The sequence below is a fragment of the Vibrio sp. SCSIO 43009 genome (assembly GCF_023716525.1).
GTDB classification, from domain to species: domain Bacteria; phylum Pseudomonadota; class Gammaproteobacteria; order Enterobacterales; family Vibrionaceae; genus Vibrio; species Vibrio alginolyticus.
Genome location: NZ_CP071843.1, coordinates 795,482 through 817,057 on the forward strand (window position 1 = coordinate 795,482; position 21,576 = coordinate 817,057).

The window sequence follows — 21,576 nt, forward strand, 5'->3', positions numbered from 1 at the left end:
GTAGATAGAGATGCGTATTAAAGAAATTGGCAGAATATTTACTCAAAGATGGTTTCTCGGTCTTATCGGTGTCGCTGCTTGTTCTATTTTCATTTGGGTTGTTGGTCCACTTATTACGATAGCGGGGTATGAGCCCCTAAAGAGTGACTTTCAACGGCTAGTCACTATTCTTGTGTTAGTGTTGCTTTGGGCGATATTTAACGTTACCAAGCAGCATAAGCAGAAGGTGAAAGAAGACGAAAGTATTCAAACGTTGCTTGAGGTTGATAGCCAATCAGATAAAGAAGCGGCAAGTGAAATTGACTTAATGCGCGAGCGTATTGAGCAAGCTGTCAAAGTAGTGACGAAAACACACAAAGGCAAGAGAAGTTTGTATGACTTACCGTGGTATGTATTGATTGGCCCTCCTGGAACGGGGAAAACAACCGTATTAAAGCAGTCGGGGTTAGAGTTTCCATTAGGAGACAGCCTTGGCTCTGACTCTATTGCCGGTGTAGGTGGCACTCGCCACTGTGATTGGTGGTTTGCAAATAAAGCAGTTCTTATAGATACGGCTGGCCGGTATACGACACAAGACAGTCAAGAAAAGGTCGACTCTAAAGCGTGGCATGGTTTCTTAGGATTGTTGAAAAAGTATAGAACGCAAAGACCAATTAATGGTGCGATTGTTACGATAAGCTTAGCCAGCGTGATGTCTCAGACTCGAACCGAGCGAAGTCTTCATGCTCGAGCAATTAAGTCGAGACTTCAAGAACTGAAAAACCAGTTAGGCATGCAGTTTCCGATTTACGTATTGCTCACCAAAATGGATTTAGTTGCCGGTTTCAATGAGTTCTTTGCCGATTTAAGTAAGGAAGAGCGAGAGGAATTATTTGGTTTCATGTTCCCTCGTGAAGTGGATGATGAAAGAGGCGTTATTTCTCTATTCAACAAAGAATTTCATGGCATGTTGGAGCGCCTTGATGCCCGTATGCTTAGAATACTTGAAACAGAGGACGATTTAGATAAACGCGCGCTTATCTTTGAATTTCCAAAGCAATTAAGAGTGCTACAAGCTAATCTTGACGAGTTTTTAGCTGAAATTTTTGCACAAAACAGTTTTGAAGAGCCTGCCTTGATTCGTGGTGTGTTTATGTTGAGTTCGGTTCAAGAAGGCTTACCAGTCGATAAGCTGATGAATGAATCAACCAATGGACTTGGGTTAAATCGTTTAGCTCTAGCAAAGAGTCAGACTGGTTCTCATAGTTATTTCGTAAAGAATCTTTTTGACAAGGTTATTTTCAAAGAGCAACTGTTAGGAACAGTTAATCGTCACTATCAAAAGCAGTCAGGTTGGATGCGTCGAGGTGTTTATATTGGATGTACAACGCTACTGCTAGGAGCTTCTGCGCTTTGGTTTATGAGTTATAAGTGGAACTCACGGTTAATTGTCGACACCAATGAACAAGCTAGCCATATTGATGCAATGATTGGCGCTCAAAGTTTAGATTTTGAAGCGGATATTGTTTCAGCTGTAGAAACATTAGATAGGTTGATGACGCTTCCTCTCGGAAAGCAAAGCAACTACGGTGATGCCGACTCTGTAAAGAGGTTTGGTCTCTATCAAGGAGACAAAGTATCTCAGGCGGCAAGCAATGCATATTCTGATGCTTTGACCCAATATTACGCCCCTTTGCTTCTTGATAGCCTGGTGTCAGAAATGGAGAGCAATCAACAGCATCGTGAGTATTTGTACGAAACGTTAAAAACGTATTTGATGTTATTCAATCCAGACAAATATCAACAAGATGAAGTGTTGGCTTGGTTTAACTTTTATTTCGAACGTCAATATCCGGGTGAGCTAAACGTAGACTTAAGAAGACGCTTGCTACAGCACACTCAATATTTATTAGGCAACGATGGACAAGGCTTTACTTACAACACTGCTGCTGTGACGAGTGCTCGAGAAGTGTTGACTCAAATGTCTCTACCTGAACGTGCTTATCAGCGAATGAAAATACAATTTTCTAAGAGTCATGTACCTTCATTTCGCTTGACTGATGTATTGGGACCCAAAGGGCTTGAGCAGTTCGAGCGAGCGAGTGGAAAACCGCTATCACAAGGCATTTCGGGCTTCTACACGTACAATGGTTTTCATAGCATTTTTCAGATTCAGATCAACCGTACAGTAAAAAGCCTAATGGAAGAGAACTGGGTTTATGGTGACGATCTTAAGGCCCATGAAATTGATCAAGATAGTGCCATCCAAGGCGTTCAGTCTCGATACTATCAAGATTATGTTAATGAATGGAAAACGTTGATCGAAGATATTCAATTGAAGCAGGCTCCGAGCCTAGAACTTGCGACAGAGCAAGCGAGGGTTTTATCTGGAGTTGAAAGACCAATCGAATCTTTGTTGAGAGCAATCCAAAAAGAGGTTGCTCTATCAAAAGTATCATTGTCAGAAAATCAAAAAGCCGCTTCTGAAGTTGTTGGTAAAGTTGCCAAAGTTAAGTTTTCAAATACGGCAGATAGACTAGACATGTATTTACCTGAAGAAAACGGTTTCAATGTTGCTCTGCCAGGTAAAGAAGTCGAATCGCATTTTTCAGAGATCTTACGCCTTGGTGAGCAAGACTTTGATGATATTCAACAAGCAATGGTTAACTTGCGTTCGTATTTAAGTGACTTATCAAGCTCTGGTAACAATCAGAAAATTGCCTACAAAAGTATTTTAGATGGAACCGTTACACAAGATGTCGCAGCTTCCTTTGCTCGTGCTAAAGAACTTTTGCCGAGACCATTTAATCAATGGCTAGGTGAGCTTTCTCAAGAGTCGGTTAAGTTTGCGGAGAGCGGTTCGAAGGATCATCTAAATCAACTTTGGGTAACACAGGTGGTCCGCCCTTATCAGCGGACTATTGCTGGCAGATATCCATTCGAGCCCAACGCGAGCAGAGAAGTTAGATTGAAAGACTTTAAGCGATTCTTTGGTTATGGAGGTACGCTTGACGCATTCTTCCAAGAATACCTCGAACCGTTTGTGGATACTTCGAAAAGTCGTTGGCGATTAGAAAAAGAAATTGGAGTTCGTCCAGAAACACTAATGGTCTTTCAAAGAGCGCAACGTATCAGGCAGTCTTTCTTTGAATCCGATAATTCCTTACGCGTAGAGTTTGGGATGAAGCCTGTTTATCTAGACCAGCACATTACTCGATTTGTCTTAGAGTTGGGTGGACAAGATTTGGTTTATAAGCATGGACCAGCAAGAGCTAAATCGTTGAGTTGGCCTGCCGGTCAAGATCAGACTCGAATTGTGTTCACACCACCTGAATCTAAACGCGAAATTGCGCATACCTATGAAGGTGAGTGGGGCATATTCAAGCTTTTGGATCAATCACTTAAAGCAAGGCCAGAATCGCGTAAAGACAATATAGTTATGATTGATTTAAAGGGAAATAAGGTGCAACTAGAGCTTATTCCTTCTAGTGCCATTAATCCGTTTTGGTCAAATGAAATGGAGAGGTTCAGATGTCCACGAACCTTATAACATCAGGCTGGGGTTATATCGGTAAAATGCCTGCAAAAGGGGACTTTGTGAAAGATGGTTTATCACAAAATTTCTCGGAGCGTTGGCATGATTGGCAACAAGCGGTTATTGCAGTCAGCAGGGAACAACTGGGTGAAAGCTGGAATGAGCACTTTTTAACGGCTCCTGTGTGGCACTTTGCTTTGGATATTAGCTATTTAGAAGACTCAACCTACATTGGTAGCATGATTCCTAGTGTTGATGCATGCGGTAGATACTTTTTCTTTACTATAGCTCGTGCCGTAAAAGGTGAAGCTGCGCAATATTGGGGTGACAGAGCTTGGACCGAGGACAGTGCAGCTCTTGCTCTTTCAGTACTTGAGGACGACTTTGTCTTTGATGTTTGGCATAAGAGTACTCAAGAAAAAAATGACCTCGTTGCGAATGTAACAAGTGAAGTGAGGCCTCTGGAGTTTCTTTATCAAAGCCAAATATCTACAGTTTTTCATGATCACGGCAATACTGATCAAAACACGCTTTTGAATTACTTCATTAAAGAAAAATTGAGTAAACCATGTTTTTGGTGGACTGAAGGTTCAACGAAGGTTGAACCATGCATGTTCATTACGAGTGGATTTCCTTCAATTGGTCAGTTTTCAGCCATGCTTGATGGCGGCTGGAAAAAGTGGAATTGGTAGGATAGAAGAATGAATTGGAACTATTTTACCTTTGCTAAATCGCACGCAGGAAAAGTACGCCCTTATAACGAGGATGCTCTGTTGGATATGACAGAACAGCATATTTGGGTGGTTGCCGATGGAATGGGTGGACACAGTGCTGGCGATATAGCAAGCCAGATGCTAGTGGATAGAGTCGCGCGCCACATGCAGGATGTCTCCAATACTAATATCGATGATATCCGAAGAGTGGTTCAAGAAGCGAACTTAGAAATTTACCAATACGCACAAAATCACTTAGACGGTAAAACGATGGGAACAACACTTGTTTTGTTGTTTATTCAGGATGGGTATTACCACTGTCTTTGGGTGGGTGATAGCCGAATTTACCAGCTTAGAAGTGGTAATTTTGTCCAAAAAACACGTGATCATAGTCAAGTCATGGACTTAGTGGATCAGGGCTTATTGGCATTTGAAGATGCCGAATCGCACCCTCTTGCAAATGTTATTACCAGAGCTGTTGGGGTCGACGAAAGTGTCACTATTGATCAAGTTTCAGGGCAGTTGGCTGACGGCGATCAGTTTCTACTCTGTAGCGATGGACTCTCTAAGGAACTTACGAGTGATGAAATTCATCGGACATTGTATGCAGACTCAGTCAACCAAGCTGGATTAGCGCTCATGCATTCGGCTTTGGTTCGGGGCGCAAGTGATAACGTAACTTGTGCTTTGATCAAAGTTCGCCAAGCGCAAACGGAGTGCGAAACAGTAACTAGAGAAGACGCGACGATACCTGTCTTTCTAAGAGGGAGAGCTTATGAGTAATGAAATGTTTGATTGGTATGAACAAGCGTTGGCTCCTATATCTCAAGAAAATCCTACAGGTATTGATCCTAGAGAGGATGTATCACCACAGTCTGCTTACTATCGGTTGAAAGATCAGCGTATGGCCGCCCGCAACGCTGAACGTAATGCTCTTATAGAAGAAGAAAGTATCTATACCCACAGTAATTTATGGCGAGTATTTATTGAAGATGTCCCAGAAATACTCACGAATCAGTCTAAAGATTTGGAATTTGTTGCCTGGCTTATAGAAGCCCTAACTCGATTGTATGGTTTTCGTGGTATGGGCGTTGGCTACAAACTCGCAACCAGTTTAATTGAGAACTTTTGGGATGATCTGTACCCAATGCCTGATGAAGATGGTATTGAGACAAGAATATCGGCGATTATTGGCCTCAATGGTATCGATAGTGAAGGAACACTTATTTTTCCAATTGCTTGTATACCATTGACTGACTTAGGCGTGGAGCAAGCTTATGCCTATTGGGAATATCAGCAAGCTATAGAGCTTGAGCGCTTAGACGAAGATAAGCGCCGAAATCGAGTCGAGCTTGGGGCTGTTGAGCTATCTGAAATTATAACTACGGTTAAGTCGACTTCTGATACGTTTTATCAAGAATTAATCACGGATTTGGAGTTCGCTACAGAATCATTTAATGAATTCAGTCAGCGATTAGACGAAGCGGTCGGTGATGTGACTCCTAGCTCTTATATATCAAAAAGACTCGAATCAATACACTCGGCATTAAAGCACCTTCTAGGAGATCGTTTCAATCAACCACAAGCCGTGTTTGAAGAGCTAGAGGATCTTGATGAATCTTCTTCTGAACAACCGTTAAGTTCACAAAGTTGTGATGCATTATTAGCGACAAACATGAAATCACGAGAGCAGGCAATTAGACAATTGCAGCAAGTAGCTGATTTCTTCCGAGAGAGTGAACCTCACTCACCAGTTTCTTACTCCATCGAACAGATCATTCGTTGGTGTGGGATGCCTCTGCCGGAGTTACTGGCGGAACTTATCTCCGACGGGGATGCAAAGAAAAGCTACTTCCGTTTGGTTGGCATAGCAGAACAAAATGAAAATTAATAAAGGGAGAATGGTATGACGAGTATCCACTCGAAACTATCACGAGTACGGAAGCCTCGTGTCCACATTACCTATGATGTTGAAACTGAAGGTACAACTCTTAAGAAAGAACTGCCTTTTGTTGTAGGTGTAATGGGTGATTTCGCTGGTCAAAACACAGAAGCGTTGAAGCCATTAAAAGACCGCCGTTTTATTCAGATCGATCGAGATAACTTTGACGATGTACTCAAAAAAATGAATCCATCGGTGAAGTTTAAAGTTGCGAATAAGCTTGCGAATGACGATTCACAGTTTGAGGTCGATTTAAACTTTAAATCAATGCAAGACTTTGAGCCTGCTGCGATCGTAAATCAAGTTGATCCACTACGCCAATTGATGGAAACGCGTAATAAACTGCGTGATTTGATGACAAAAGTTGACCGCTCAGAAGAGCTTGAAAATATCCTAGAGGATGTTTTGAACAATACGGACAATCTGGCAAGACTTGCAGGCGAGTTAGATCTTGACAAGAAAGCGAAGTCAGACAGTACTGAAGGAGCGGAATAATGACGACTGAAGCTGAAAAACAGTTAGATCCAACAGTTAATGAACAGACAACTTCATTCTTAGATCAAGCTATTGGTGCGACTAAGCAGACCGAAGCTTCTCGTGCTGAGGAGCTGATTAAAACGCTCGCTGAAGAAGCAATGAAAGGGACAGTTACTTGGAACAAAAACCTAACAGTAACTTTTCGTGAAGCGATTAATTTGCTCGATAGGCAGATTTCTGATCAGTTGTCTGAAGTAATGCATCACCCAGAATTACAGAAACTCGAAGGTTCTTGGCGCGGCTTAAATTATCTAGTGATGAATTCAGAGACCAGCTCTACTCTGAAAGTTCGCATGATGAGTATGACCAAGAAAGAGCTACATAAAGACTTGAGCAAAGCTGTTGAGTTTGATCAAAGCCAGATCTTTAAAAAGGTTTACGAGTCTGAGTTTGGTAGTGCTGGTGGTGAACCGTATGGTGCATTGATTGGAGACTATGAGTTTACCAACCACCCAGAAGATATTGAGTCGTTACGCCTAATGTCAAATGTAGCGGCTTCTGGCTTCTCTCCATTCTTGTCCGCGGCTTCACCAGCACTATTCGGCTTTGATGAGTGGACTGAGCTGTCAAAACCACGCGACCTAGATAAGGTATTTGAATCACTAGAATACGCCCAATGGCGTTCGTTCCGCGAGAGTGCCGATTCGCGCTTCGTTAGTCTGACGATGCCAAAAGTCCTTGCTCGTTTGCCATACGGACAAGCTACCGCTCCAGTCGAAGAGTTTGGGTTTGAAGAGTTCGAAGTAGATCCTGTTTCAGGTATTGCTGTTAACGCTGAACATAACGACTACTGTTGGATGAACTCTTCGTATGTTCTTGGTGTTAAGTTAACTGACGCATTTTCAAAATATGGATTTTGTACTGCCATCCGTGGTGCAGAAGGCGGCGGTCGAGTGGATAACTTGCCAACGCATTTCTTCATGAGTGATGATGGCGACCCTGATATGAAGTGCCCAACAGAGATTGGTATTACCGACAGACGTGAGGCGGAGCTTGGTAAGCTTGGTTTCTTACCGCTTTGTCACTACAAAAACACCAACTATGCAGTGTTCTTTGGTGCGCAAACCTGTCAAAAACCAGCGAACCATGAATCCCCTGAAGCAACGGCCAATGCGGCTATTTCTGCCCGCCTACCTTATATGATGGCAACATCTCGTTTTGCGCATTATTTGAAAGTAATGGCTCGAGATAAAATTGGTAGCTTTATGGAAGCAGAAGACGTTGAGTCTTGGCTGAACCGCTGGATCCTAGGTTACGTCAATGCTTCTGAAGGCGGTGGTCAAGAGATCAGAGCGAAATACCCTCTAGCAGACGCTCGTGTTCAGGTTAAGGAAATTCCTGGCGCACCTGGTTCTTACAATGCCGTAGCATGGCTGAAACCTTGGTTGCAAATGGAAGAACTGACGACATCTTTGCGACTTGTGGCCAAGATCCCTCAGTCAGGTGGATAAGAAACGAATTGGCTGGTCGAAAGGCCAGCCATGACCAATCTTTATGTTCTAGATGGAATTAGCAGTGTCACTTAACTTTCGCGACCCTAGCAAGCTAAAACATGAGTTCAGTACCGGAGGCTACGCTGAACTTGATAGCCCGTGGTTGACTCGATTCAATGAATCTTCTGATCTTGTATCGTCAGCGCGAATTTGGCTAGAAGGTACACGTTCAAGAGATTTGGACAGCTTTCGTCATAGTGTGATGAACACAATTAACCGCATTGATGAGCTATTAGAATCTCAACTAAATGAAATATTACATCATCCTGAGTTTCAACAGCTCGAAAGGGGGTGGGTTGGAGTTAGGTATTTATGTGAACAGGTTGATTCTCATTCATCGGATTCTGTAAAAGTTAAGGTTTTAACGGCGACATGGAATGAAATCAGTAAAGATGCTTTAAAAGCCATCGAGTTTGACCAATCAGCACTATTTAAGTTGCTCTATCAAAATGAATATGGGATGGCAGGGGGAGAACCCTTTGGTGTGGTGGTTGGAGATTATCAGCTTCGCTGTGATCCTAGTAAAAATTATTTTGATAGAGATCTGTCTGTGTTGAGTAAGATCTCTCAGTCTGCAGCTGCAGCATTCAGCCCATTTATCATGTCTGCATCGCCAGAGATGTTTGGTGTTGATAGTTTCGCTCAACTCTCTGCGATAAGAGATATAGCGGCCCAATTTGAACAGGAAGATTATGCAAAGTGGCGTAGTTTGAGAGACAACGATGACGCTAAATTTATTGGTTTGACTGCACCTAACGTCTTGTTCCGTCAGCCATACAAAAGTGATGGCTCGCGGAATGATAAATTCAATTTTCAAGAACACATCTACGACTCCAACCGAGATTTGCTATGGGGGAGTAGTGCGTACTGTTTTGCTGCCGTATCAATTAGAGCATTTCAGGAACATGGTTGGTTCACGCATATGCGAGGGATTAAACAAGGCGATTACAGTCAGGGTATTATCGTCGCTCCTACAAGGAGCAAGATGCGTGTTAATGGCAAGAATGATCGTGAAAGATGTCCGTTAAACTTGAAAATCTCTGAGAGAAAAGAACAAGAATTGTCTGAGTGCGGTTTTATTTCTATTTCTCCAATACCTGAGACCGATATGGTGGGGATGACCTCGAATGTATCTCTCTACAAGCCCAAACAATACGCAGAAAAGCATATTTCAACGAATGCAAAACTGACATCGATGTTGCAATACACATTGTGTGTATCGCGAGTCGCACATTATCTCAAGGTTATGGGGCGTGACAAAATTGGTGGGTATCAAGACGCAGAAAGCCTAGAGCGTGACTTTCAACGCTGGTTACATCAGTACACTACCGCATCAGATGAAGCGTCTGATGAGCTTCGAGCTAAATACCCCCTAAATGAAGCGAAAATTACAGTTCGAGAGAAAAGAGAAACTCCTGGACATTATTACTCAGTTATCCATTTGCGACCGCATTTTCAACTCGATCAAATGGTATCTAGCATTAAATTAATTACCGAATTATCACCAGAGCACATGGTGTAAGGAAATAACAATGACTCAATGGAAAAATGCTTTGTCCCAAGGCCTATTGCAACACGCTCTAGAGCAATTAATTGATGAAATTAAAGCAACACCTAAAGATGCGAGCTTGAGAAGTTCCTTCATTGAGCTTCTGTGCATTGATGGTGACTTCGAGCGTGCGGACGCTCAGCTCATGCAATCGATTAAATTGTTTCCTGAGTATCTGCCTGGTGCAAGTCAGCTACGACATTTAGTGAAAGCAGCTCAAGCTAGAAAAGATTTTATCAATGGTGCGGCTAGTGCCAAAGTATTAGGTGATGAGGAATTAACTAAAGAGCTTGTTCGATTTAATCTTGCTCTCGGAAATCAAGAGTACGAAGAAGCGTCACGTCTATCGCATCGCATTGAAGAGCATCGTACTATTAAAGGGTTTAACGTAAACGGCACAAACTACGAAGATGCTAGAGATATTGATGATCGTTTAGGTGGTTACATTGAACTGTTTTCTACAGCAGGTAACTATTTTCTTGTACCCATATCGAGCATCCATACGCTAGAAGTTAAAGCACCTACTTCTTTGTTAGAGAGTATTTGGCGACCTGTCGAGTTTGATATCGATGGACTTGGTGAAGGCGAAGGCCATATGCCGTTGACATATGTTGACTCAGAGACCGATGCGCAAAAGTTAGGTCGAGAAACGGATTGGAAGCAGATTGGTGAGCAAGAATCTTTTGTTGGCTTGGGTCAAAAATGTTGGTTAGTCGATGACTCAGCGCTTCCAATCTGTGATTTGACTACATTATTAGAACAGAAATAAATAGCGTAGAAATATCATGTCGTTAACCGTTTCTCTGCTCGACAAATTGATAGATAGTGATCCTCTCACTCGAGATGAGAAAGACTTCCCTGCAAGCCAGCAACAGATGTTGAGCAGCTTACTTAGAGATCTAGAGTCGATGCTGAATAGTCGTATTGGATGGAAAAATATTCCTGATGATCTTCTAGAGGTTCGTTATTCAATATTGAACTATGGGCTGCCAGATTTTTCCTCAATGCCCTATAGCAGCCAAGAAGGGCAGAATCAGCTTTGCGACATCGTTCATGATGCAATTAAAGAGTTTGAGCCGAGGTTAAGGAACCCTCATGTCCAGATTTCGGACGAGAAAAACGCTATTGATAGGGTATTGAGGTTACAGATAAATGCCACTTGCTTAATTGATAACAGTATTCATGAAGTGCGATTCAATTCTGAAGTAGAGCCGGTAAATTTAGGTATGAAACTGAGTAGAGCAAAATGAGTGAAGAGTTTCTCAAGTACTATAATCGCGAGTTAGCTTATTTGCGTCACAAAGGGCAAGAGTTTGGTGAGCAGTATCCCAAGATTGCCGCGAGACTTCGTATTAGTGAGGAACAGGTTGACGATCCACACGTAGAAAGATTGTTAGAAGGCTGCGCATTTCTAACAGCAAGGATTAGACAAAGCTTAGACAATAGTTACCCTCAGTTTACAGAGTCTTTGATGGGACAGTTATATCCGGATTTTCACGCCCCAATCCCGTCAATGTCAGTCATTAAAATGAGCTGTTCTAACTCCACTTCCTCTTATTTTGATGTAGAAGAAGGCGAGCGAGTTGTTATCGGTGCTACTGGATATCATGAATGCGAGTTTAGAACTTGTTATCCGGTCAGAATGTATCCTGTTGATGTGACCTCTGGCGTTTTTAAAAATGCGCCTTTCAAGCCAGTTGGCTCACGATGGGAAAGCAATGCTCATTCAGTTTTGAAAGTACAGCTCACGGCTCAAGATGAAGAGACTCCTCTTGGTGAAATGGGGATAGAACGGCTGCGCTTCTATTTAAACGGTCAATCTCAATTGACTTTTAAGCTCTACCAAATGCTGTTTCAAAACCTAATTGGTTTATCTGTTGTTGTGGATGGCAAAGAAGTTCGTCCTTTAACCCAAAGACATCTTTCTGAAGTAGGATTTTCAGAAGATGAGAAAGTTGTGCCATACAGTAAAAGAAGCTTTTCAGGAGCAAGATTACTTGTTGAGTATTTGCACTTTCCTGAGAAGTTTATGTTCTTTGATATCACCGAACTTGGATTATCTGAGCTAGATCTTGGAGAGCAAGTCGAGCTGTATTTTTACTTTGATACCAACGATGACTGGCTTCCAAAGCAAGTGGACGAAGAAAGCTTAATGGTAGGTTGTGTGCCTGTAATCAACTTATTTAAAAGTATTATGGAGCCTAAGCGTATTCTACCAACTGAATACGATTACCACTTGTCTCCACAATACCAAGAAGCTGAAAGTAATGAGGTTGTCTCAATTTCTGACGTAACGTTGAGAAACTGGAACAAAACGTACCACAATTTGCCATGTTATCACGCTGGTGAGCACACGCATTATACGAACACTAGTGAGATTTATTGGTTGATGAGACGTGAGGATAAGAACTGGGCTGGTGGGTATGATGAGCCAGGTAGAGAAACTTACATTTCTTTTGTTGATAAAAAACATCAATTGTTCAGCCCGGATAGCCGGGAAAACTGGTTAATGTACGTGGAAGCTGAGTGCTGTAACCGCAACTTAGCGCAGAAACTTCCATTTGGAGGTGGGCTGCCGCAAGTATCTTTACCGGAGGTAAATGACAATTTCGAATCTGTTCGTTGTTTAGTTTCTTTATCAGAAACCATTCGGCCAGAAATGGATGAAAGCACACGATGGCAGTTAACTAAGCTTTTAACTTTAAACCATTTTACCGAGGAAGATGGTTTAGCAACTTTGAAGCAGACCCTTAATCTCTATGCATTTTCTGGGACAGCAGAAACGAAAGCGGTAATCGATGCTTTAACTAAGTTAGAGTTTGAGCCTACTACAGGAAGAATTAGTCAGAAAGGTAAAGTTGGATTTGCGCACGGTATAAAAATTATTTTGACGGTTTCTGATCAAATTTTACCTAAAGAGCAGATCTTTCTCTTAGGTAGTGTTTTATCTGTTTACTTCTCGCAATATGCTGAAATTAACATTTTTACGCAGTTAGAAATAAGACTTAAGTCCACGGGAAAGTCTTTCCACGTATGGCCCGCATTAACTGGCGATAAGGTGTTGCTATGAGCGCGGAACAGTTTTATCGAGAATTAAAGCAACATCCATTGTTTGAAGCGATTCATCTTATTGAACACGAAGTTCTGCAAGCAGAGGCGCAAATAGGAACAGATGCGTTACCGAAGCATGAAAAGCTAAACTTAAAGGTTAATCCATCATTAGGTTTTGAAAATGCTCAGCTTTGTGAACTGAAAAATATAGATGACAACAAGTTAGAGATTGAGACCAATTTAATTGGCCTAACGGGTGAGCAAGGTGTGCTTCCCCAGCACTATAGTGAATTAGCTTTACATCGCCAAAAAGAAGGCGATACGGCTATGGTGGACTTCTACGATATTTTCAATCATCGCTTATTATCTCTTTATTATCGATGTTGGCAACTGAGTCAGCTGACTGTTCAGTCTCGTGCGCATGCGCAGGGCGCGCGTTCGCCGTTAGAAAGCTGTAAATCGGCATTAACTGGGGAAGGGAGTTCACTGTCCCGGCACTATGGTGGTGTGTTTGCTTCACCAATGAGAAGTAAAGGTGGACTAAAAAGTATTCTTGAATGTTTATCTGGATGCCAAGTAAAAGTTCATGAATTTCAAGGACAATGGTTACACCTTACGAAAGAAGAGCAAACACGCCTTGCATCCCGAACTATGCCTGAAGGGCAGTTTGCTCAACTTGGTTTAGGAGCTTCTTTGGGTTCGAAAGCATGGAATATCAACGCGGGGACAACAATAGAATTTCTGCCAAAAGATAAACAGCTAGTTAGTAAATTGCTTCCTAACCAACCCAATATAGCAATCATTAAGAACGCTGCTTATGAGTTGATTGGAAAACATAAACAACTGAAGTGGCAGCTCACCACCAAACATAGTTTGCTACCACAAGCTTGTTTATCGAAACAGCAGGGGCAGTTAGGTATTGGTTCTGTGCTTAAAAAACACGAACGTACAAAAGATCGAACTATAACAATTACTATTTAAAGGAAATGTAATGGCTTCACTCTCACTTTCAGCGTTGGTCGAAAGATTGTCTCCTCAGGCTAAGGAAACACTTGAACAGGCAGCTGCGATGGCAAGCTCCCGAACTCATCACAGTATTGAAATGTCTCACTGGTTAATGATGATTATCCGCCATCCTGACGATATTTACTCTGAAGTTTTTGACGAATTTGATGTCGATAAAATCAAGATTGAAACCGATATTCAAAAGGCATTAGAAAAATACAAAACAGGATGCCAGTCGGTGCCTGGGCTATCAGCTCATACGGTGACTGTTATGCAAAATGCTTTGTTATCTGCAACCATTGAATTCAATCAAGAACAGTTGGGGTGCATCCATCTTTTATTTGCCTACTTGTCTGATGATACGTTAGTCAACATGGCTGGTTCGATTAGTCCTGAACTAAACAAGATAGAACCATCTCGCTTATTGAACTTTAAAGAAAGTAATGCGCCTCAATCAAGATCGAATGACTTAGCGCAGTCAAACGCGAATTCCGCCTTGAATCAATTTACAACAGACCTTACTGAGCAAGCTAGGGAAGGTAAAATAGATCCGGTGATTGGTAGAGATAATGAAATTCGCCTAATGATCGATATTTTATTAAGACGCCGACAAAACAACCCGATTCTTACGGGAGAAGCTGGTGTTGGAAAAACAGCCGTTGTTGAAGGTTTGGCGCAAAAGATCATTGATGGCGATGTACCTCCCGCTCTGCAAAATGTGGCAATTAAGTCTCTGGATTTGGCGTTACTGCAAGCCGGCGCAGGCATGAAAGGTGAGTTTGAAAACAGGCTTAAGAACCTTGTTAAGGAAGTAAACGACGCTCCACAGCCTATTATATTGTTCATTGATGAAGCTCATGGCCTAATTGGCGGTGGTGGGCAAGCGGGCCAAGGTGATGCGGCGAATATTCTGAAGCCAGCATTAGCGAGAGGTGAACTCAGAACGATCGCAGCAACAACGTGGGCAGAGTATAAAAAGTATTTTGAAAAAGATGCAGCTTTAACTAGGCGTTTTCAAGTCGTAAAGGTTGATGAGCCTGCCCCTGAACTCGCGATCGAAATGTTACGAGGCTTACTTGATGTAATGGCACAACACCACGATGTTCATATCACTAACCAAGCTCTCAATGCAGCGGTCCAACTCTCAGCTCGATACATTAATGGTCGTCAACTGCCAGATAAAGCGGTTTCTGTTTTGGATACGGCCTGCTCTCGAGTTGCGTTAAGTCAGTCATCTACACCGGGAGGCCTAGATGCGAAAAGAAATAAACTTAAAGCAAAGCAAGCTGAGTATGAGCATCTTAGCCAAGAGAATCGATTAGGAGCATCTCTTGATGTGCAGCTCCAAGGTGTCCGAAAAGAGATTGATGCGCTATCTAATGACATTATTGAATTAGAGGTACTTTGGGAAAAAGAAAAAGAATGGGTAAGTGAAGCTAAGTCACTTAGAACCCAAATAATCCAGGAGGGTTCTGAAACTGCTAGAGACAAGTTACAAGAGCTTGAAAATAACCTTTCCGCTAACTCACAGCCGTTAGTTTTTTCGCATGTAAATGAAGCGCTAATCGCAGAAGTTATTTCGGATTGGACCGGTATACCGCTGGGTAAACTTCAGGATGATGAAATCCAAGCAGTATTGGGTTTGAAAGAAAGTTTGTGTAAGCGAGTTGTCGGGCAGGATCACGCTTTAGAGCTCATGTCTGAAGTGATAAAAACCGCGAGTGCGCAGCTCACGGATGAGACACGACCAAATGGTGTATTTCTCCTAACCGGACCAAGCGGAGTGGGTAAAACCGAATCGGCTTTGGCGATTGCAGAGAAAGTGTATGGTAGTGAAGAAAATGTCACGACTATCAATATGTCGGAATTTAAGGAAGAGCATAAAGTCTCATTGCTATTAGGTTCTCCTCCTGGTTATGTCGGTTATGGAGAAGGAGGTGTACTGACTGAAGCTGTTAGACGTAAACCTTATAGTGTAATTCTCCTCGATGAAATGGAAAAAGCGCACCCTGGTGTTCAAGATATTTTTTATCAGGTATTTGATAAAGGCTCAATTAAAGACGGTGAAGGTAGAGATATAGACTTTAAAAACACTATTATTATTATGACCGCGAACACAGGGACCGAAACGACGATGTCTTTGTATTCTGATCCTGATTTAGCTCCTGAGCCGTCAGCACTAAAAGATGCTTTACGCGATGATTTGTTGGTTGACTTTAAACCAGCATTTTTAGGGCGTGTGAATGTATTACCTTATTTGCCTCTATCAAGAAAAGTATTGATAGAAATAACAAAATTAAAGTTGGATAAAATTACGACTCGTATTCGTAAGCACTATAACGCTGACCTGTTTTTTGATGAGGAACTAATTAATGATATTGTAGACAATAGCAATGAGTCTGGGAGTGGTGCGCGTGTGGTACAAACAACCATAGAAAATACATTGCTTCCGAAGATTTCTCATGAAATATTGCATGCAATTCTTAATGATAAGACGTTTGATGAAATTATTGTTAAAGGTACAACTAGTGGACTTGATGTCTCAATAGTTTAACATCCTTTACACTCTCAATAATAATTGGGAGTTGGTTCATATTAACTATTATTTTTTATAAAAAACGCTTAAATTAAATCTTATTTAAAGATATAACAGGGCGTATTTAAAATGAAGTTTTTGATACATTAATCACTAATTATCACCAAACGTCAGATAATTAAATTATTACGATATATGTCAATTAATAATGCTATAGGAGATTAGCATGCAGTCTAATACGTATCTTAAATACGCAGATATTAAGGGTGAGGCAACAGCCGAGCAATACAAAGATTTGATTACACTACTATCTGTAGATTGGAGTGTAGGTCGTGAGATCTCATCATACACTGGTACAGCGATGGACCGTGAAGCGAGCGCTACTCGTCTATATGATTTGACTATCACTAAACTTCAAGACCGTTCTTCTCCTGACTTATTTAAAGAAGCGACGATTGGTAAAGGTAAACCAGCGGTTTTCCATATTACTAAGCAGGGTGAGAAGGTTGAAGAGATCATGAAGATCGAACTGACTGATGCGATGATTTCTAACTACTCAGTTTCTATCCAAGACGATCGTCCAGTTGAAACTATCACAATTTCTTACACAGAAATGATGATGACAGTGACTCCTACTGACGATAAGAACAACACTTCTGCTCCATTGGTATACGGCTACAGTGGTGTTAAAGGTCAACAAATGTAATTTTCATGCGGGGGAGTATTCCTCCGCATTTTTTTGAAAGAAGTATTTAATGAAAAGAGCAACTCAAGATAACAATTTCATCCGAATTTCTTCGCCATTCGGTAAAGATGCCATCATACTAAACTCGTTTGAGTATAGAGAAGAGATCTCAGAACTTTTTTCATTGCGTGCTAAAGCTTACTTTAATGATCAACGAAGTGAATTAAACGAAATTATTGGTAAGGAAGTTACCATTACCCTTGAAAATAATGAGGATGTTTCTTCAAATCCTCGTTATATGCATGGTTATGTTTCTGCTGCAAGATTAGAAGGGAAAAGGGTTTCTAATACACATAAAGGCGAAAATTATAAAAACATAGAATTATTAATAGAGCCTAAATTACGTTTCGCTGAATATCGAAAAAATTGCAGAATATTTCAGCATAAAGATATAAAGGAAATTATCTCTGAAGTACTATCGGAGCATAGTGTTGCCTTTAGTTTTGAGTTAACCAAGTCCTATCCTAAATACACATACAAAGTACAATATGAAGAATCAGATCTTGAATTTGTTCGACGTCTGTTATCGGAGGAGGGGCTATCATTTTGTTTTACACATACTAAGTCTGCCCATACGCTCAATATTTTTGATGACATCAGTTTTTATAAGCCGGGTACTGAGTTTTTAGTCGATTTTGATACAGGTACGGCGAAATCTAGCCACATTTCTTCTTGGCATGAAACGCAAATTCTGACTACTAAAGCGAGTCAAAAGTCAGGCTATAACATGCTCAAGCCTTCTTCGAATCCTAAAAATGCTGCAAAGGGTGAAAGTGATTTTTTTACAGTACCTGGAAGCGAGTATTTTGAATACATGGGTGAAATGGAGAGCAATGATCAATACGCACTGAGAAACACGCATGCAATAGAAGCACTACAGCAAAATGCATATTTGTGTCGTGGCGAGGCTACGTGCAGAACATTCAGTGTGGGCAAGTGCTTCAAGTTTAAAAAGCATGAAGATAAATCTCGAGTCGGCAAAGAATATGTACTGTCTTCTGTTTTTTTGTCTGCTGCTGTTTATAACCAGACTGGTCAAGGTGGGACCGGTGCGCAAGGTGTCAAAGTCTCGTTTAGTTGTGTTGACTCAAAGACAATCCTGCGTCCTTCAGTTAACTACCCGAAACCTCAGATGAAAGGTTTGCAAACCGCAGTAGTTACGGGGAACAAAGATGGTGAAATTTACATAGACAAACATGGCCGTATCAAAGTTCAGTTTCACTGGGACCGTGTTGGTAAATACGATGTAAATAGTTCATGTTGGATTCGTGTTGCGCAAAATATTGCAGGTAACGGATGGGGGTCGGTGTTTCACCCTAGAGTCGGACAAGAGGTCATCGTCGAGTTTGTTAACGGAGACCCTGATCAACCAATCGTTACGGGGTCACTATATAACGGTAGTCAACTCCCTCCTTACGCTTTACCAGAGCAAAGTTCTCAGAGTGGTTATAAATCACGCTCTGTACAAAAAGGTACATCCAATTTTAATGAGTTGCGCTTCGATGATAAGCCTGGTGAAGAGCACATTTATCTTCATGCTGAAAAACTGTTCCAAATGCTAGTTGAAGACTGTGTTGATATCGCTGTTGAAAACAGTAAAACCGAAAAAGTGACCAATGATGTTAATCAAGAGGTTGGTCAGAACGCGAGCTTGAAAGTAGGTAAAAACTTTTCGAATGAAACGGGTGAAGTACTGTCTTTTAATGCAGGAAAGAGCGTCGAGATCAAAGTAGGTGGTGCTTCTATTCAGATGTCTAGCTCTGGAGAAATCAATATCAAAGGTAATAAAATATCCATTAACGGCTCAGCTATTGCTCTTAAAGCTGGGCAAATTTCATTGAACTAAGGTGATTTAAAGTGGGTAAACCAGCCGCAATTTTGGGCAGCTTTCATCTTTGCCCTAAAAAAACAGGAAAGATACCGCATGTCGGTGGTCCCGTCGTTGTTGGTTCACCAAACGTAACGATTGGCGGGATACCTGCGGCAAGACAAGGCGACAAGCTTATTTGTATCGGTCCTCCGGATAGTATCTCAGCAGGTTCTTCTAGCGTAACAATCAACGGTAAACCAGCCGCAAGAGTCGGCGATTCAACGTCTCATGGTGGCAAAATTCTATCTGGTATGCCTACGGTTTTAATCGGAGGCTAGATGCCACTCGCATTTCAAACGCATCTTCTATCCTTTAATGGCCGTTCACACACCGTTCGCGAGATAGCTGATGATTCTTTTAGATTGTCCGAGGAAATCCGACCCCCTGACTTTGCTCAATCAATAGATGAGCATATATTAAGCCTCGTGCGCTCTGAGCGCGAGAGTCTTGAGCAAGCTGATATCAAAGGGAATCTCTGTGTTCTTTTACCCTCTTCGGTAGACAAAAGCTTGCTTAAAGCATTGATAAGCGAGCTTTCTATTTTCGTTGACCAAACTGTCAATACTGAAATTTACTTTTATCCTTATGGCCAAGCTGCATTTTTGATGGCACTAAATCGGATAAATCGTGAAGTTAATGAAACGCAAGCGACTTGGATACTGGCTATAGAGGTTACGAGTGATGTAGAAGGGCATGTCAAACCTCAAAGCTCTATCATTTTAACCAAGTGTTTTTTTCGACATTCAGGTCTTGTGCCTGATGTTGTTCGAATTGACTTAGATGCCAAACAACAACGCATCGCCGTGGACAAGGTGTTTAAGCAATTAGGAGTAAGTTGTGAACATCCACTCAGTCAATTGTATTTATCCGTTAATAAGGAAGAACCGCAATGGTTAAACTCAATGCAATTCTTGTCTCCGTGGGTGACCGATCAAACTCAGTATCAATTTGTTGATATCAAACTTGGCGGATTGGGTGCATGTGGCGGCGTTTTAAAAGCGTTAGTGATTGATGAGCTTCAAAGAAGCAGCCCCTGCCCAGACTTTCACGTGTTGCAAGCGGACATCGAGTCAGATGGCTATGCGGTAGGAGTAATATACAATTGGCGTAGTGAATAGGTCTGGCTATTGCTTTTCCTTCTAGTAGTAGCTGAGGTTTTAGTGATGCAAATGTTATGGGGGATTGACTCGAAACTGGCCCTTTAATGATGTTTGGACAATGACTAGGCGCAGCTTGCTTTTCAAAATAGCTTTGCTCACCGCGTTTTTACAGTGTTCTTCTCGCTTTCTGATTAAATAGCCAGCCATAGAACACAAACCACATGAAAAGCTGTTCGACTCAAGATATCCTTACCGAAATAAAATAACTTGAGTTTTGGCTTGTTCGAGATCCCACCCGTGACGCATTCCTTTTTATAAACGGTACATGGACTCTGACAGAAGCAAGCCTACTCATAGAATTGGCGGAAAGTGAATTCGAATGAAGTTTATCCACACCTCAGATTGGCATCTTGGTCGACAATTCCACAACGTATCACTACTCGAAGATCAACAAGCAGTACTCGAACAACTGATTAACTATATTGAACGCAACCCCGTCGATGCAGTTGTAGTGGCGGGAGATATCTATGACCGTTCGGTGCCACCAACGGTTGCAATAGAACTGTTAAATCGAGTCGTGAAACGCATTTGTACCGAGTTAGAAACACCAATGATATTGATATCTGGCAACCATGATGGTGCAGAAAGGTTAGGTTTCGGCTCAGAGCAAATGAAAAATGCAGGTCTCCATATTGTTAGCAACTTTGAAGATATGCTCACTCCCATCATCATAAAAACGGACTCTGCGGATGAGGTCGCGTTTTATGGTATGCCTTATAACGACCCTGAACAGGTCAGGTTTGCCTACAAAGCCTCGGTATCCACTCATGATGAGGCTCATCAATTGCTTGTTGAGCAAATTAAAGAGCGCTTTATCTCTACGCAAAAGCGCGTGCTCGTGAGTCATTGTTTTGTTGATGGGGCCATCGAGTCAGACTCTGAACGACCATTATCTATTGGTGGCTCTGATCGCGTGAGTCATGAACACTTCTTAGATTTTGACTACGTCGCACTTGGTCATTTGCATCAGCCTCAAAAGAAAGGCGCAGAGCATATCCGCTACTCTGGCTCACTCATGAAGTATAGCTTTGGTGAACAGAACCAGAGAAAAGGTTTCACGTTAGTTGAACTGGACAAGAAAGGATTTGTTTCTGCAGAGCATATTGATCTTACGGCTCCTCATGAAATGCGCATTGTAGAGGGCGAGCTGGATAAAGTTATTGATCAAGGCAAAACAGACCCTAAGAATGAAGATTATTTGTTAGTTCGTTTGATGGATAAACATGCGATTTTAAACCCAATGGAAAAACTTCGTTCAGTGTATCCAAACGTTTTACACCTTGAGAAACCTGGCATGTTAATTGGGGTAGAGCAGGAAATGGCGCAAGCAAAGTTGGCGCGAAGCGAAATTGATATGTTCCGAGATTTTTTTATTGAGGCGCAAGATAGCCAGTTGTCTAAAGAGCAAGAGCAAGCTGTTACTGACATTATTAAGCAATTATCACAGCAATAGGGACCAAA

17 protein-coding genes are annotated in these 21,576 nt (G+C 41.7%); all 17 read left to right on the forward strand.

From position 1 onward, the window contains the following. Positions 1 to 10 precede the first annotated feature (10 nt). The 17 genes from tssM to J4N43_RS19265 all read left to right on the forward strand — a co-directional run bounded on the left by tssM (position 11) and on the right by J4N43_RS19265 (position 21,568). Positions 11 to 3,529, forward strand: coding sequence for a type VI secretion system membrane subunit TssM (tssM, locus tag J4N43_RS19185; protein ID WP_062730966.1), 3,519 nt, complete (start codon positions 11 to 13; stop codon positions 3,527 to 3,529). Further along, positions 3,511 to 4,206, forward strand: a complete 696-nt coding sequence (gene tagF / locus J4N43_RS19190) for a type VI secretion system-associated protein TagF (RefSeq protein ID WP_053349939.1) — start codon at positions 3,511 to 3,513, stop codon at positions 4,204 to 4,206. The genes tssM and tagF overlap by 19 nt, the downstream gene beginning before the upstream one ends. Before the next feature lie 9 nt (positions 4,207 to 4,215). Next, entirely contained in the window at positions 4,216 to 5,010 is a 795-nt protein-coding gene (locus tag J4N43_RS19195; protein ID WP_005375947.1) for a PP2C family protein-serine/threonine phosphatase, read from the forward strand. Next, the gene (gene tssA, locus J4N43_RS19200) at positions 5,003 to 6,118 is read left to right on the forward strand and encodes a type VI secretion system protein TssA (protein WP_053307735.1); all 1,116 of its coding nucleotides are present in this window, start codon (positions 5,003 to 5,005) and stop codon (positions 6,116 to 6,118) included. Before J4N43_RS19195 ends, tssA begins: the two co-directional genes overlap by 8 nt. Before the next feature lie 15 nt (positions 6,119 to 6,133). After that, the gene (gene tssB / locus J4N43_RS19205; protein WP_005387524.1) at positions 6,134 to 6,664 is read left to right on the forward strand and encodes a type VI secretion system contractile sheath small subunit; all 531 of its coding nucleotides are present in this window, start codon (positions 6,134 to 6,136) and stop codon (positions 6,662 to 6,664) included. Further along, positions 6,664 to 8,157 (forward strand): type VI secretion system contractile sheath large subunit, encoded by a 1,494-nt coding sequence (gene tssC / locus J4N43_RS19210; RefSeq protein ID WP_005375950.1) that lies wholly within the window; start codon positions 6,664 to 6,666, stop codon positions 8,155 to 8,157. The genes tssB and tssC (J4N43_RS19210) overlap by 1 nt, the downstream gene beginning before the upstream one ends. Before the next feature lie 52 nt (positions 8,158 to 8,209). Next, positions 8,210 to 9,721 carry a type VI secretion system contractile sheath large subunit gene (gene tssC / locus J4N43_RS19215; RefSeq protein ID WP_053349938.1) on the forward strand — a complete coding sequence of 504 codons (1,512 nt, stop codon included), beginning with the start codon at positions 8,210 to 8,212 and terminating at the stop codon, positions 9,719 to 9,721. A gap of 10 nt (positions 9,722 to 9,731) precedes the next feature. Further along, positions 9,732 to 10,517 (forward strand): type VI secretion system accessory protein TagJ, encoded by a 786-nt coding sequence (locus J4N43_RS19220; RefSeq protein WP_062730968.1) that lies wholly within the window; start codon positions 9,732 to 9,734, stop codon positions 10,515 to 10,517. A 16-nt stretch (positions 10,518 to 10,533) separates the two neighbouring features. Next, on the forward strand, positions 10,534 to 10,998 hold the full coding sequence (gene tssE / locus J4N43_RS19225) for a type VI secretion system baseplate subunit TssE (protein WP_017635621.1): 465 nt from the start codon (positions 10,534 to 10,536) through the stop codon (positions 10,996 to 10,998). Continuing rightward, entirely contained in the window at positions 10,995 to 12,818 is a 1,824-nt protein-coding gene (tssF, locus tag J4N43_RS19230) for a type VI secretion system baseplate subunit TssF (RefSeq protein WP_053349936.1), read from the forward strand. Before tssE ends, tssF begins: the two co-directional genes overlap by 4 nt. Beyond that, positions 12,815 to 13,780 carry a type VI secretion system baseplate subunit TssG gene (gene tssG / locus J4N43_RS19235; protein ID WP_053349935.1) on the forward strand — a complete coding sequence of 322 codons (966 nt, stop codon included), beginning with the start codon at positions 12,815 to 12,817 and terminating at the stop codon, positions 13,778 to 13,780. The genes tssF and tssG overlap by 4 nt, the downstream gene beginning before the upstream one ends. Before the next feature lie 10 nt (positions 13,781 to 13,790). Further along, complete coding sequence (gene tssH / locus J4N43_RS19240) at positions 13,791 to 16,358, forward strand: type VI secretion system ATPase TssH (RefSeq protein ID WP_053349934.1); 2,568 nt, start codon at positions 13,791 to 13,793, stop codon at positions 16,356 to 16,358. A 208-nt stretch (positions 16,359 to 16,566) separates the two neighbouring features. Beyond that, a complete protein-coding gene (locus J4N43_RS19245; protein WP_005375967.1) occupies positions 16,567 to 17,046 on the forward strand; it encodes an Hcp family type VI secretion system effector in 480 nt (159 codons plus the stop codon). A 49-nt stretch (positions 17,047 to 17,095) separates the two neighbouring features. Further along, positions 17,096 to 18,931: a type VI secretion system tip protein TssI/VgrG gene (gene tssI / locus J4N43_RS19250; protein WP_053349933.1), complete on the forward strand. Its 1,836-nt coding sequence runs from the start codon at positions 17,096 to 17,098 to the stop codon at positions 18,929 to 18,931. 11 nt (positions 18,932 to 18,942) lie between these two features. Continuing rightward, on the forward strand, positions 18,943 to 19,233 hold the full coding sequence (locus J4N43_RS19255; RefSeq protein ID WP_005375969.1) for a PAAR domain-containing protein: 291 nt from the start codon (positions 18,943 to 18,945) through the stop codon (positions 19,231 to 19,233). Beyond that, positions 19,234 to 20,073, forward strand: coding sequence for a hypothetical protein (locus J4N43_RS19260; protein WP_025767716.1), 840 nt, complete (start codon positions 19,234 to 19,236; stop codon positions 20,071 to 20,073). Between the two features lie 361 nt (positions 20,074 to 20,434). Further along, positions 20,435 to 21,568, forward strand: a complete 1,134-nt coding sequence (locus J4N43_RS19265; protein WP_025767717.1) for an exonuclease SbcCD subunit D — start codon at positions 20,435 to 20,437, stop codon at positions 21,566 to 21,568. The last annotated feature ends 8 nt before the right edge of the window (positions 21,569 to 21,576 follow it).

Bases quoted from the DNA above. Each gene is read 5' to 3' on its own strand.
- tssI (WP_053349933.1), top strand. From the start codon at position 17,096: ATGAAAAGAGCAACTCAAGATAACAATTTCATCCGAATTTCTTCGCCA.
- tssE (WP_017635621.1), top strand. From the start codon at position 10,534: ATGTCGTTAACCGTTTCTCTGCTCGACAAATTGATAGATAGTGATCCT.
- tssC (WP_053349938.1), top strand. From the start codon at position 8,210: ATGGAATTAGCAGTGTCACTTAACTTTCGCGACCCTAGCAAGCTAAAA.
- J4N43_RS19195 (WP_005375947.1), top strand. From the start codon at position 4,216: ATGAATTGGAACTATTTTACCTTTGCTAAATCGCACGCAGGAAAAGTA.
- tssM (WP_062730966.1), top strand. From the start codon at position 11: ATGCGTATTAAAGAAATTGGCAGAATATTTACTCAAAGATGGTTTCTC.
- tssA (WP_053307735.1), top strand. From the start codon at position 5,003: ATGAGTAATGAAATGTTTGATTGGTATGAACAAGCGTTGGCTCCTATA.
- tssG (WP_053349935.1), top strand. From the start codon at position 12,815: ATGAGCGCGGAACAGTTTTATCGAGAATTAAAGCAACATCCATTGTTT.
- tssC (WP_005375950.1), top strand. From the start codon at position 6,664: ATGACGACTGAAGCTGAAAAACAGTTAGATCCAACAGTTAATGAACAG.
- tagF (WP_053349939.1), top strand. From the start codon at position 3,511: ATGTCCACGAACCTTATAACATCAGGCTGGGGTTATATCGGTAAAATG.
- tssB (WP_005387524.1), top strand. From the start codon at position 6,134: ATGACGAGTATCCACTCGAAACTATCACGAGTACGGAAGCCTCGTGTC.
- J4N43_RS19265 (WP_025767717.1), top strand. From the start codon at position 20,435: ATGAAGTTTATCCACACCTCAGATTGGCATCTTGGTCGACAATTCCAC.
- tssH (WP_053349934.1), top strand. From the start codon at position 13,791: ATGGCTTCACTCTCACTTTCAGCGTTGGTCGAAAGATTGTCTCCTCAG.
- J4N43_RS19260 (WP_025767716.1), top strand. From the start codon at position 19,234: ATGCCACTCGCATTTCAAACGCATCTTCTATCCTTTAATGGCCGTTCA.
- J4N43_RS19245 (WP_005375967.1), top strand. From the start codon at position 16,567: ATGCAGTCTAATACGTATCTTAAATACGCAGATATTAAGGGTGAGGCA.
- tssF (WP_053349936.1), top strand. From the start codon at position 10,995: ATGAGTGAAGAGTTTCTCAAGTACTATAATCGCGAGTTAGCTTATTTG.
- J4N43_RS19220 (WP_062730968.1), top strand. From the start codon at position 9,732: ATGACTCAATGGAAAAATGCTTTGTCCCAAGGCCTATTGCAACACGCT.